A 12,963-nucleotide genomic window follows, 5' to 3' on the forward strand; every position below is an offset into this window, starting at 1 on the left:
TATGTCAGCTGCTAGCGTAACAAAAGCAGGAAATCGTAAAAACATTGTAGTAAGATTTTTATTGTCAATCCTGCAATTTTTAAGAGAGAATCTAGGAATACTAATTGGCTTTTTGCTTTTATGTGTTCTGTTAACCCTTAGAACCGATGTTTTTTTAACATCAAAAAATCTTTTGAATGTATTAAGACAGTTGTCAACCAATTTATATCTTGCACTGCCTATGACAATGATCATAATTCTAGGAGGCATTGACCTTTCTGTAGGTTCAACTATCGCCTTTTCAGGTGTAGTGACAGGAGGACTGATAGCTTTTAACGAAACATCAGTTCCTGTAGCTGTAATAGCTGGTTTGCTGACCGGACTGGCAGTCGGTTCATTTAATGGCCTTGTTATTTCAAAGACAACCATACCTCCTTTCATTGTGACTCTTTCTACAATGAATATAGCCAGGGGGGCTGCATATGTTTATACAGGCGGACAGCCGATCAGGGTTATGTCGGATAATTTCAATTTCATCGGTGCAGGCTATGTTGGAGTGGTACCAACCCCTGTAATATATCTTGTGGTTATTCTGATAGTTGCTTATTTTATAATGAATAGAAGCAAACTAGGCAGACATATTTATGCTGTTGGCGGGAATAGACAAGCTGCTAACTTTTCTGGAATTAAAACAGGAAGAGTACTCTTTTTTGCTTATGCTTTTAGTGGTTTGATGGCAGGTGTTGCAGGTATTGTTCTGGCATCACGTATGTTTTCCGGACAGCCTACTGCAGGCGACGGCGCTGAGATGGACGCTATAGCGGCTGTTGTTCTTGGTGGAACCAGTATGAGTGGTGGTGTTGGTAAAATAGGCGGAACAGTTATTGGTGGTCTTGTAATAGGCGTTCTCAATAATGGTTTGAATCTGCTTAATGTTAATTCTTTCTGGCAATATATAGTTAAAGGTGTTGTAATTCTGATTGCCGTTTATGTCGATAATATCAAAAAAGAACGTAGCAGCAAGGCATAATTAAAAAACAAAGACCAAATAAAAAAGCCCTATGTGTTTTATATCATGACACATAGGGCTTTTTGGTTTTTCATAGATCAGGCAAGCCAGATTCTGTTTTTTGAATTAAATTGCCAGCTTGAAGGAATATCTTTTACATCTTCATGCGGCCAATCCATAATTTTGATCAGCAACTGGTCAATATGGTCTATACCGCCGAAAGACTGTCTTATCTGTATCTTTTGAGCGGCGGCTGCACAACCTAGCTGTAATGAACTTGCAGCACTTTGCCCGTTTAATATCCCGGAGAGAACTCCTGCTATGCTGGCATCACCAGCTCCTGTAGTCGATGCTATTTTTGTCACCAGAAAACTAGGTGCAAATAGTGATTTTTCACTCCACTGACTAATTGTTTTCGGACCGCCTTTGCCACATTTATTCAATCTATCTGCAGTTGCTGTTTTCATATACAATCCTTTAAAACCCATTTTTATAATGACAACAGCACAACCCATCTCTAGTACTTTATCTGCCATATCAGGTAAAATGCTCATATCAAACAAAGAGATAAAACTTTTACCGCTCTCTCTGCTTTGCTCTACTATACTGTCAAAAAGTTTTCTATTTAACATATATACGAGTTCTTCTATACTGGGCAGAAAAATATCTGTATATGGTAAAGTTTTTTGCATAACCTGCAGCCAATCTGCTTTTCCGGCGTCAGAATCAGGATCAGGGTAGGCCATGTCAAGAGAAGTAGTAACTCCTCTTTCTTTAATCTGACTAAACATTTTCGATAGATCAACACCATTATCTTCATACATTTTACGCATCAAAGGAGGATATCCAAAATGGAAAAGTTTTGATTTGGCAATAAGATCATAGTCCAGATCATCACTGCAGAACGTATCATTAGCACCAGGATGATGCAAAAACATACGGTCTACTCCCGGCGGTGCTATAACGTATGAATAAGATGTACTGCTTTCTGGATCTATAATTAACTGCAGACCTGATTTAAAACTATCAAGCGCCTTAAGTAAACCTTGTCCGAAAAGATCATCTCCAATTTTAGCCATTAATCCTGTTGAAAAACCTAATTGTCTCAGCGCTATACCTGTATTCGACACAGTACCACCGCTGGACAGAACAGATTCTCCGACATGATTTAATCTTCCCGGTACAAACATTTCGGAAAAAGATGTTGTATGTTCTGGATCAAAGGTCGGAAGCAGATCAAGACAAAGGTGTCCTGCGACAATTACTTCCGAGGCTGAATCAGATGGAGATGATTCAAAGGATATCTCTGATTTATTCTTTTCAGTATCTGTCAGGAAAATTTTTTCAGTCATTTTGCCCTCCGATTTAATTAAATTTACTTGTGCTATTACTTGAGTTCGCCAATAATCAAGTATCGGCGAAGACTTAAGACCACAATGCTTTTGTAAAAAATCTTCCGTGCCATAATTTGAAAGCCAGGCTTTCATTTGCTCCACCGTTGGATCATTTTCTGCATCAAAGCAAATTGCTGCAGCTATACCTAAAGCTATTTCGGAAGGTCTACCATTATGTTTTAGGACATAATGCAAAGCCCCTGCCAGCCTGTCATCTGCAGCTAATTTACGTAAAGGATCACGTCCTACTCTGATAACCGTATCTTGCAGTTTATGATTACCAAACCTGCTAATAAGATCCTCAATATGAAGATCAATCTGTTCATAGTCTATCAGATATTCCGTTGACAATGCCATGCCCACCTGCTGCATCGCTGTTCTAACTGATTTCTGAATATTTTTATCTTCTATTGCCTGTGCGATAGTGCTATAACCTGATAGATAGCCGAGAAAAGCAGTCAAAGCATGTCCCATATTATGAATGTATAATTTTCTCTGATGATAAAAGTGAAAAGGAGTAAAAGCCATAATGTTTTTTATCTGAGGTATTTCTGCCTTAAAACCGGCAGCATCAACCGGCAGATCAGAATATGGCTCACTGCGAATAAGAAGAGGATTATTTTTTTTGTCCTTTTCTGAAAGTACAGGAACCATTCTGCCGATAGAAGTTTCAACAAAACCAACTTTATTTTCGAGCATCATTTTAAGATCAGGATTCTGTTCTGCTATTAATGATCTAAGATAATCCCCTGCTCCAATCTTATTTTCACAAACAAGTATATCTACAGCCTTATAATTACCTTCTTTTTTCCTATTAGCGAAAGCTTCTGCAAGTGGCTTGGCAATCAAAGGCAAAATAGGAACTCCTACAGCAGTGGCGATAATATCAGCCTGTAAGATAGCTTTATTAACATCCTTTTGTTTTTGGATCATTATCGCGCTAACAGGACCGATTTTAGAAGTCGTGTCAGTATCATTGCTAATAAGCTGTAAAGGATAATACCTTTCTTTATTTAATTTCGCTACCAGAGTTTCGGCCGCATCAACAAAAATAACATCATAACCAGACTGAGAAAAAATCTGACCAATAAAACCTCTGCCTATATTACCTGCTCCAAAAATAACAATAACCGGTTTCTTTACCACGATAATAACTCCTTGCAAAAAATCTAAATACACAAATATCTCCAGACAAAGAATAACAAAACCAGTCATATTTGTAAACACTTTTTACAAATATGAAAATATCTGTTTATGCTTATGCTACAATTAAATCTGAGATATTTATGATAATAAATAGATTGATCTAAAATCTATACTACTAACTTTTCTGCTAAAATACTAAGTAAGACATTTTGTATAATTGTGAAGGAAGTTTACTATGACAAAATCAGAACGAACAACTCGAAAAGCAAAGAATCTTCAATATATACGCAGTTCAAACAGAGCCGGTATCTTTCGGTATCTATCCATAAATGGACAGGCTACCCGAATGGATCTTACCAGGTATCTGGGTCTTAGCAAAATGGCTATCAGTAATATAGTCAATGAATTGCTGGAAGAAGGATTGGTAACGGAGACGGCAATTTCGGAATCAGATTCGATCGATGAAGGTAGATCCGCCGGGAGAAAATCTCTTTTTTTGAAAATTGTTCCAGAAAGATTTGCTGCCATAGGTATATATTTATCAAGAGATAATGTTCAGGCTGTAATAGCTGATATAACAGGGAATGTTTATCAAACCTGGAAGGAATCTCTAGAACTTTCAGATGAGTATGGCGCAGAAAAAAACAAGAATCTTTTGATTTATACTTTTGCAAAAATAACAGAAAGTATAAAAAATGACCTGCAAAGAAGCTGGAAAAACATGAAAATTCTGGGTATAGGATTATGCTCAATTGGTCCGCTTGATATAAAAAAGGGATTGTTGCTTGATCCTCCCAATTTTTATGGCATAGAAATGATAGATATAAAAGCATTACTTTCTGTTCAATTCAAAATGCCTGTATGGTTGGATAATGATATGAATGCAGCAGCATGGGCGGAACATCTGTATGGAGCAGCTCGGGATCAACAGCATTGTATATATTTGGGACTTTCAAATGGTATTGGAGCAGGAATAATAGCTTATGGTAGAATTTTTCAGGGCAGCGAAGGGTATGCCGGTGAAATAGGACATATAAGTATAAATATGGATGGCCCTAAATGCAATTGCGGGCAAAGAGGATGTCTGGAAGCTTATTTAAGCTTACCAAAAGTTTTTTCGGCGACAAAAACAACTTCTGTGGAAGCTCTAGTGAAAAAAAGTCAAAAAAGCAAAGTTTTATTAAAGAGCTGGCAGGACGAATATATTAGAGCTTTAACTATAGGATTAATAAATATTGTTAATACTTTAGACCCTGATGTAGTTTTGCTGGGACATGAAGGTGCGGTATTAGTTGAAAAAGAAATTGCAACAATTGAAAAAAATGTCAATTCTGGTATTTTTCAAAGAAGAGGTAAATCGGTACATATAGGAATATCAAAATTCAGAGAAAGATCACCTCTTGCGGGCTCTGTTTCTCTGGTCTTCCAGGCTGTTTTCAGAGGTGATCTGGAACCGGGAGGCAAGAATGTTTGAAATCCGGAATTTGATTTTCAAAAAAATTCTTAATATAGATCATCTGAAAATAGACAGATCCATTACTTGCTTAACAGGCCCCTCTGGATGTGGTAAATCGACTTTGCTGAGAATGTTAAATAAAATGGAAGTGCCTGATTCTGGTACTATTGAGTATAAAGGTGAAGATCTACAGAATATAGATACAATTAACTTGCGCAGGCAAGTTACGATGTTGCCTCAGACCGCTGTTATCTATGAAGGCAATGTTAAAGATAATCTATTGATTGGTTTTAAAATGCAGCATCGAGAGACTCCTTCTGATGATGCGCTAAATGAAATGTTGATTAAAATGCAGTTAAAACTTGATCTGTCAGCAGAAGTAAAGAAATTATCCGGTGGTGAAAAGCAAAGATTATGTCTGGCGAGAGTATTGCTGCTTGATTCGGAGGTATATCTCCTGGATGAGCCAGGATCTGCTCTTGATCCCAATAATGAGGCAATAATAATGTCAAGGCTTGTCGAATTTATTCGTGAAAGAAAAAAGCAACTGATAATGGTAACACATTCTTTTGATAAAGTAGAGGAATATACAGATCATCTTATTCAAATGGAAGGAGGCAGAATACTTAGTGAATGATGTAATGAATCTTTCTTTCTGGCAGCTGGGTATTGCCTACGTTTTTGTTATAATTTTGCTTCTGATAGTCCGTTGGCGTGGCATTCGCCGTGAGAGACTTATTCTACTGGCTTCGATTAGAATGACAATCCAGCTCATGTTAATGGGATACTGGCTGCTTTATGTCTTTAACAATCCCAGCTGGTGGCTAAGTTCGATTATGCTTTTGATCATGCTGGGTTTTGCAACCTGGAATATTTTTAAAAGAGTTCCTTATATTATTTCTGCAAAAATGAAAATTCTAATTGCAGCAGCACTTTTTGGCGGTAGTTTAATATCTGTGCTTATATTTATAATCGCAGTAGTTCAGGTCAATCCGTGGTATGAACCGCAGTATATTATACCTATAAGTGGCATGATTGTCGGTAATTCAATGACTGGCATAACATTGGCACTCAATAGACTTTATAGCGACATGTCAGATAAGCGTGATTTTATTGAGAATAGCCTAATGCTTGGAGCAACACCAATAGAGGCGACAAAACCTCTTATCAATCAAGCTTTTGACACAGCACTTTTGCCCACAATAAATTCAATGCTGGGAATGGGTATTATTTCGCTTCCGGGGATGATGACCGGACAGATTCTTTCCGGTACCTTGCCGACAACGGCAATCCGTTATCAGATAGGCATCATGTTGGCTATTATGGGCAGTCTTGCTTTAACTGTTATTACTTTTCTTGTAATCGGTAGTAAATTATTTTTCAATCGATATGCTCAATTATTAGAAATAAGAAAGAGTGATAAATAGCGGCAACGCATCAATTAATAGATAAAGATTAAAATATCTATGCAAAATACCTGTAATTGCTAACTACCTGTATTTTTCAATTAATTTTTCATAGAAATCAACTGCCCGGCAGAGTTCTGAAACGGGTAGTTTTTCATCAAGCCCATGCATTCCTGAACGCAACTCTTTGGTCAGGTGAAAAGGCGTGAAGCGATAAACAGAGGGGCAAATGTCATTGAAGTGATGAGAATCACTGGCGGCAAGCATAGTATAGGGCGCAATAGTAATATCACCAAAAATTTCAGATATTGCCTCTTTCATAAATAAAGCTTGATCATTATTCAAAGAAGAAATTGGGCTGGGATTATGCTTATAAAGGACTTCGCAATCAATGTCAAGTTTAGCTGCGATTTTTTCCAGACTAGCTATAACCTCTTCAGTAGTTTGATGAACTGCTACACGCAAATTAGCTGTCACAGAAGCTGTTTCCGGCAAAACATTTGCTGCCCCGCTTCCTTGAGCCATTGTAAAAGCGCAGGTAGTCATAACCATTGCTCTTGCCTCTCCCCCACTTTTTTTTAATAATAGCGGAAGAATAGGAGCGAAAAGCCAAAGATTGCCGAATACAATTTTGAGAGGCGATTTCATTTTTGGTGCCAGACAGGAAAAAAGCTCACGTGTGACAGTGTTAAGTCTGGCCGGAAATGGAGGAGTGTTTTCTATCTCAGCAATTAACCTGGCTAACCTGCCTAAAGGAGATACTTTGGGAGGCGTACTTGCATGTCCTCCTTGAGACCGAGCAGTAAACCTGATATTTATATATCCTTTTTCACATGTTCCTATCATAGCGGTTTGACCTTCAACAGAGGGCAGTACATTATCGACAATAGCACCTCCTTCATCAAGAACAAAAGCCGGGCTGATCTCATTTTCCCTCATCCATTCGACAATTAAAGGTGCTCCATTGCCCATTATTTCTTCGTTATGAGACATAACCAGATAGATATCCTGCTCCGGTTCAAAATCCTCTTTGAGCAGGTTTTCAACGGCTTGCAGCAATGCACAAAGGCAACCTTTATCATCAACCGTACCGCGCCCCCAAACATAACCTTCTGCAATAGTTCCGGCAAAAGGATCATATTTCCAGTTTCCGGTCGCCTCAACTACATCCTGATGTGCCATCAAGATAGCAGGTTTGGAACTTTTTTTCCCTTGCCAGCGGAGAACCCTGCTAAAACCTGTAATTTTATATGTCTGCAGTCTGCTATGTGTTAAAGGATAGATTTTTTGCAAAAGCTCATATAATTCTACGAATGCTTCTTCTTTTCCACCACTCTCCAAAGATACAGTTGGACAGGCAATCATCGCAGACAAATGTTCAGCAATCTCTTTTTCTTTCTGAGCATCTGATTTTCCTGAAAAAATTTTTTTGCTTCCCGGAATTTCTTTTTTATTAAATTCAGAATTCATAATACACCCTTAAATAGTAAAAGCTTTCTATATTAATTTCTTTTTATATAAAAATCTTGCGCCGGCAATTGTAATAAGAACAGTTATAGGTATGAGGCCGCCGCTTATACTGTTTGCTATATTAACAGGCAGACTCAAGAAAAGAATGATTATAAATGCCAGCGGTAAAATTGATAATTTCCAATTACGGGAAATAAACATATACCCTAAAGCTCCAAACAAAGCGGGTATAACATTGGCAAAAGCCGGAGCAAGCACAGGTGACTGTAAAACAGGGGTAAGAGGGATCAACATTAAAACCCCTAGAATGAGAATAAGATTTGTCGTAATTGAAGAGGCAGCAACAGATAAAGTAGAAAGAATTTCCCCTTCTTCACTGTTCTGTTCAACTTTCGCCTGATCCAGAGCATTAATGGCACAAGGTATTTTGAGATTTGTCAGATTTCCTGTTATAAAGGCAAGATAGGAGGCTCCACCTCCTAGAATAGGTCCAAAAGTTATTGCCTCAATAGCACCTATGGGAATATATATAACAGCAACGCTTATAAGACCGGCAATAATTGCTTCGCTATTTGGCCAAACCTGATAATAAGCACAAAAAGCAGCAGGTATTGCCAGAAGAAGAATAATTGCAAGACCGGTCCATAAACGACCGACAAAATGAATGCTCTCACTATATGCGCTCTTTAGATTATTGTCCTTCATTTAAAACATCCAACCTTTCTGCATCAACCAATAAACCCAGCAACGATCATACCTGAAATCATACTGATCGGCAAAGCAAAGCCATCAAGCCATTTTTGCTTTTTGCTTCGAACCATATAATCACAGAAAGCATAGACAATAGCAGCTATTATCATAACAATCAAAGCTATCCAACCAGCGCGAGGACTCTGCCTGATTGTGATTATCGGATTGCCAAGAAATGTGCAGATCATACCCATAAACAAAGATGCTACAACCAGTTTGCCCCAGGTATTATCTTTTTGCTGCATATTCTTAACTTTCCCCAGATAGCTTTTAAGGAAAAAGAGATTAAACAGAGGTCCGGCAAGAATGCAAACAGTCATAACAATAACTATTGAAGCAAATATTTCTGGAGTCATATAACTTAAAAGGAGTTCTGGAAGTCCCGAAGCTCTGGCTGCACTATCTGCAGCGATAAGTTCATACTGAACTGAACCTATGACAGAAAGACGCATCCATGGAAGCGGCACGCCAAGACCTCCTGCCATAGTTATCAAACCAAGTAAAATCGCGATAGAAGGGATAACGGTGAAAACAACACTTGATCTAATCACACGCCACATTAAGGCCGGAGCAATTCCCTTCTTTATACCTGCACGCCAAGCCTTGAATAAAAAAGAAAAGGAAAGAAAGGTTATAAAAACAGCAACTATTAAACCTAGTAAATACATAAAAGAAGAATTTGCAATATCGGAGAAATCCAAAATAAAAACCCCCTGTCGAATTTATAATCTTTACAAGCAAGTATTATATCATTTAACAGGAGGCAAAAAACCAGTCAGGCAAAGAATAAATCTCAGGCATTTCTCAAATCTATTTCCAGCACGGCATAATCATAGATTTCATAATATTCATTGTAACGCACTACTAAAGCATAGAGCATATTACCTATATCCCCTAAAACATCTGCACCTACAGCATGATGTTCATTGCAGGAATTAAGCGACAGGTTATAATCATCTATATAAAAAGACGCTTCTTTGATCCTGTCAGCATATTCATTTAAGGCATCTCCAGAAAATGCACTGGCTGAATTTGCATAAAAGACTATTATCGGGCAGATTTTCATTTCAGGATAATTGCTATCTACCGGGTTAAAGTCAATCCAAATTGTACCTCCTGAAATTTCTGAGGACAAAACAGTATTTTGAAAACCCCCTTCTATGATTTTTAGGGGTACCGGTGAATCAACTACAATATCACTGGAAACAGTTTCAGATGTATCTTTTTTCTCGCTGGTTTCAACAGGTTTGCTATCTTCTGATTCTTCTATGTCGTTATCAGAATCGTTATCAGAATCATTTGCTTTTGAATTATCATCCTGATTGTCATCGTTAGTTGAAACTTTATCAAGATCGAGCGTTGCCAAAATAATCTCCGAAGTTTCTTTTTCGTTTTTTTCTGACGATGATTTCTCTGCAGTATCTGCAAGAGCAGGTAATAACGGCAGCTTATAAAAACCGACCAAATGACCGGCCAGCAAAGCCAGAACAATTACACTGACCGCTATAATTGCAGCATTTTTTTTGTTTTGCTTCTTACCTTCGGGAACTGCCCCGATTTGAGATTTGTCAGACATATTAACTGGACTACCTGGACTACCTGGACTACCTGGACTACCTGGATTGACCGGATTGACCGGATTGACCGGGTTAATATTATGATTTATATCAGCTGTAGGAGCTACGGCTGGGTTAACAGGTGCTGAAGAAGAAAAGGTTGATTTGGGATCATATGTTAAAGGTTGACTTGTTTGCTTGAATTGACCACTTGGTGAGTGAAACCAGTTTATAACCTGATAGGAATTACCTTGTGGATCCTTCTCTATCGAAGGTTGGTAAAAAAGTCCGCTTGCCTGGTCAAACATAAACCCCGGCGGAGGAGCATATAAAAATCTTGGATCATTATACAAAGGTTTTTTACAACCATTACAAAACAAAGCATTGTTACTATTTTCGTAATTACAATTTTGACAAATCATTATAGTATCTCCCAACAATTAAAGCCAGACTAGTATATCAAAAACTTCAGAAATTGATTTTGCAACCCAACCAGCTTTAGAATCCCACATCATTGTTACTTCATACTCAACCGTTTCTGTAGAAACAAATCCTTTGCTTTCTGCATCGTACATCAAATCAATAAATAATTCGGCTGCCCAAAGATATAATTGCTCGTCAGTATAGGTAGCCAGCTCATTAAGTAATTCTGGATTCTCTCGTATTTTTTCCATAACGAGAGTCTCAGGATCCATCCCTGATTCCAAAAGCGCACCAAGATCAGTTCTTTTAGTAGAGATTACTTTAACTGTAGCAAAAATATCATTATCATCGTCATACTCGACGTCTGCAATATAGAAATCTGCCAGCAAAATATTAAATGTTATAGAATCTACTACGTCTTTGCTGTTAGCACTATCGCCTGTAAGTTCAGTTAACATACCAATGTGCTCATCAAAAGCACTTTCTACTTGCAATCTTCCATCATCAGGATAATAGTCAAGAAGTTTTTCATAATTTTCAGATGAATAATAATTATTGATTAAACTACTGCCATAATCATAACCCTGAAGAGTATGTAAAATAACTTCTAGAGCAAGATCTGGAGTTGATGGCATAAGTCCTTTTATATCCTTATTATCAGTAGAATTATCCGAATTATCCGGAGGAATAGTTTCGCCTGCCGGTTTGGTTTCAATAGGTGAATTGTCTGGTGAGTCATTAGATGGGTCATTTGGTAAGTTACCTGGACCTTCATTATAAGGAGGTATATTATCTCCATCTATATTTGTAATTTTTTTAGGCGTAGGTTTACGCTTAGGATCAGGATAAGGATAAGGAATAGGCAATCTTCTGCTTATCCAGACACCTCCTACTCCTCGAAAATTTTCCTCTTCCTCTTCAATTTCTTCTTCATCAAGAACCCAGATATAATCAAAAAAATCCCACTGATAAATGTCTTCACCAATTCTCTGTCGTATTTTATAATCGTTTTTTATTTGCTCATATTTCTGACTATAAAGATCCCATTCCCCCATACTATCCGAAGGTTGAGCATCATTTATAAGAGGATCATTGTCTACGGAACTGCGATATTCTTTTCTCAATACTATTCTTACAGGATTTCCTGAGGCATCATACTCATAATAAATAATTTTGCCGTCAATTAATTGAAATGTGCCGGTACATTTAGCTCTTGATACAGGCCGCATGATATCGGTATTGGGTATATGTTCGTAGATGATTTGATCAGTATTGTCAATAAAATAAAGTTTATCACCGTCACTTTGCATATTATAAGCATCAAAAATATCTTTTACTATATTTTCTTTTAAATCATAACGAACAATTATCCTTTTATTTGCGTTTGTAAAAATATTACCTTCTTGTGTTTCTACCTCAATATAGGCGATTTCATCATAAATTTTCATGTCTATAACTTTAGAGGCAGGATCATCTAATAAATCAATATCCTGAATATTTCCCTCCTGATTAAAAACGACAAAAGAAGAATCCAGCTCTGAAAATGAATACTTATATGAATTAGTAGTGTTTGACAGCGAAACTTTCTCCCCAGGTATGTTTTGTGCGGACAGTTGAGCTTTGCCAAATTTTTCCAGTCCGGTAGAAGCATTATTTTTGATACAAACTGATACTAATTCGCCTTGCATCAAATACATTTTATAATGAAAATTATCAGTAGTCTTAAAAATTTCGATATCATCAAAATCATCAGAATTTTCATTTAGTGAAAGTATCCCGGTAACACAATATAAGCTGCCACCAAAAGTGATATTGGCATCATTCTCATTAGCATGCTCGATCGCTGCTAAAGGACTATCGGCTTTCATCAGATAAGTTTCTTTCAGCTTACCAAAATTATCTGATTTTGTGTCAAGATCTATCTGTTCAAAAAGACAAGCACTCAGATCAGTGAAAAACAGCCTGTCACCGCAAACATTTAGATTAGCAACAGCAAAATCTGTCAAAGCGTATGCTTTTTGGCCTATTTTAGCAGTATACAATTTGCCGTCATCCTCCAGATTAGAGAAAAACAGGCGATCACCCTGACTTGTAAAAAATCCGCCATTGTCTATATTTTCTGGAAGATTACCGTAAAGATTATTGCCGTCTTTATCTACAGGCAAATCAAGAGCTTTCATTTCGGCTTTGCCAGAAAGCCAATTGAGAATTCCTTTGAAAGAAACCTCTTCCGGTTTTTCAACAATAGCAAGTCTAACTATGGAAAAAAACATGCCTGCCAGCAAAGCAAAAACCATCAGCAGAATTATTTTACGCTCTACCGGAAATTTAGTAGTTTTTTTAGTAATATTTTTAGTGTTTTGTGCCATTTTTA

10 protein-coding genes are annotated in these 12,963 nt (G+C 37.4%); 4 read left to right on the top strand and 6 right to left on the bottom strand.

The window, feature by feature from the left end; genetic code table 11:
* Position 1: 1 nt before the first annotated feature.
* Complete coding sequence (locus AC0KSB_RS09030) at positions 2–1,009, top strand: ABC transporter permease (protein ID WP_472308445.1); 1,008 nt, start codon at positions 2–4, stop codon at positions 1,007–1,009.
* A 77-nt stretch (positions 1,010–1,086) separates the two neighbouring features.
* Here the strand turns inward: AC0KSB_RS09030 and AC0KSB_RS09035 are convergent, their stop codons facing one another.
* Positions 1,087–3,528 (bottom strand): PfkB family carbohydrate kinase, encoded by a 2,442-nt coding sequence (locus tag AC0KSB_RS09035; RefSeq protein WP_472308447.1) that lies wholly within the window; start codon positions 3,526–3,528, stop codon positions 1,087–1,089.
* A gap of 235 nt (positions 3,529–3,763) precedes the next feature.
* Here AC0KSB_RS09035 and AC0KSB_RS09040 point away from each other — a divergent pair, with 235 nt between their 5' ends.
* Genes AC0KSB_RS09040 through AC0KSB_RS09050 form a run of 3 tightly spaced genes read left to right on the top strand, consistent with a single transcriptional unit; the run spans position 3,764 to position 6,411 of the window.
* Complete coding sequence (locus AC0KSB_RS09040) at positions 3,764–5,002, top strand: ROK family transcriptional regulator (protein WP_472308449.1); 1,239 nt, start codon at positions 3,764–3,766, stop codon at positions 5,000–5,002.
* Positions 4,995–5,621 (top strand): ABC transporter ATP-binding protein, encoded by a 627-nt coding sequence (locus tag AC0KSB_RS09045; RefSeq protein WP_472308451.1) that lies wholly within the window; start codon positions 4,995–4,997, stop codon positions 5,619–5,621. Before AC0KSB_RS09040 ends, AC0KSB_RS09045 begins: the two co-directional genes overlap by 8 nt.
* The gene (locus AC0KSB_RS09050) at positions 5,614–6,411 is read left to right on the top strand and encodes an ABC transporter permease (protein WP_472308453.1); all 798 of its coding nucleotides are present in this window, start codon (positions 5,614–5,616) and stop codon (positions 6,409–6,411) included. Before AC0KSB_RS09045 ends, AC0KSB_RS09050 begins: the two co-directional genes overlap by 8 nt.
* 63 nt (positions 6,412–6,474) lie before the next feature.
* Here the strand turns inward: AC0KSB_RS09050 and AC0KSB_RS09055 are convergent, their stop codons facing one another.
* From AC0KSB_RS09055 to AC0KSB_RS09075, 5 genes are all read right to left on the bottom strand, one after another.
* Positions 6,475–7,860, bottom strand: a complete 1,386-nt coding sequence (locus AC0KSB_RS09055; protein WP_472308455.1) for a M20/M25/M40 family metallo-hydrolase — start codon at positions 7,858–7,860, stop codon at positions 6,475–6,477.
* A 27-nt stretch (positions 7,861–7,887) separates the two neighbouring features.
* The gene (locus AC0KSB_RS09060) at positions 7,888–8,565 is read right to left on the bottom strand and encodes a hypothetical protein (RefSeq protein WP_472308457.1); all 678 of its coding nucleotides are present in this window, start codon (positions 8,563–8,565) and stop codon (positions 7,888–7,890) included.
* Between the two features lie 23 nt (positions 8,566–8,588).
* Complete coding sequence (locus tag AC0KSB_RS09065) at positions 8,589–9,311, bottom strand: DUF5058 family protein (protein ID WP_472308459.1); 723 nt, start codon at positions 9,309–9,311, stop codon at positions 8,589–8,591.
* A gap of 92 nt (positions 9,312–9,403) precedes the next feature.
* On the bottom strand, positions 9,404–10,588 hold the full coding sequence (locus AC0KSB_RS09070) for a hypothetical protein (RefSeq protein ID WP_472308461.1): 1,185 nt from the start codon (positions 10,586–10,588) through the stop codon (positions 9,404–9,406).
* 18 nt (positions 10,589–10,606) lie between these two features.
* Positions 10,607–12,958, bottom strand: coding sequence for a DUF5050 domain-containing protein (locus tag AC0KSB_RS09075; protein WP_472308463.1), 2,352 nt, complete (start codon positions 12,956–12,958; stop codon positions 10,607–10,609).
* Positions 12,959–12,963 lie beyond the last annotated feature (5 nt).

It is taken from the genome of Ercella succinigenes, assembly GCF_900002895.1.

Bases quoted from the DNA above. Each gene is read 5' to 3' on its own strand.
- AC0KSB_RS09030 (WP_472308445.1), top strand. From the start codon at position 2: ATGTCAGCTGCTAGCGTAACAAAAGCAGGAAATCGTAAAAACATTGTA.
- AC0KSB_RS09040 (WP_472308449.1), top strand. From the start codon at position 3,764: ATGACAAAATCAGAACGAACAACTCGAAAAGCAAAGAATCTTCAATAT.
- AC0KSB_RS09045 (WP_472308451.1), top strand. From the start codon at position 4,995: ATGTTTGAAATCCGGAATTTGATTTTCAAAAAAATTCTTAATATAGAT.
- AC0KSB_RS09055 (WP_472308455.1), bottom strand. From the start codon at position 7,860: ATGAATTCTGAATTTAATAAAAAAGAAATTCCGGGAAGCAAAAAAATT.
- AC0KSB_RS09060 (WP_472308457.1), bottom strand. From the start codon at position 8,565: ATGAAGGACAATAATCTAAAGAGCGCATATAGTGAGAGCATTCATTTT.
- AC0KSB_RS09070 (WP_472308461.1), bottom strand. From the start codon at position 10,588: ATGATTTGTCAAAATTGTAATTACGAAAATAGTAACAATGCTTTGTTT.
- AC0KSB_RS09075 (WP_472308463.1), bottom strand. From the start codon at position 12,958: ATGGCACAAAACACTAAAAATATTACTAAAAAAACTACTAAATTTCCG.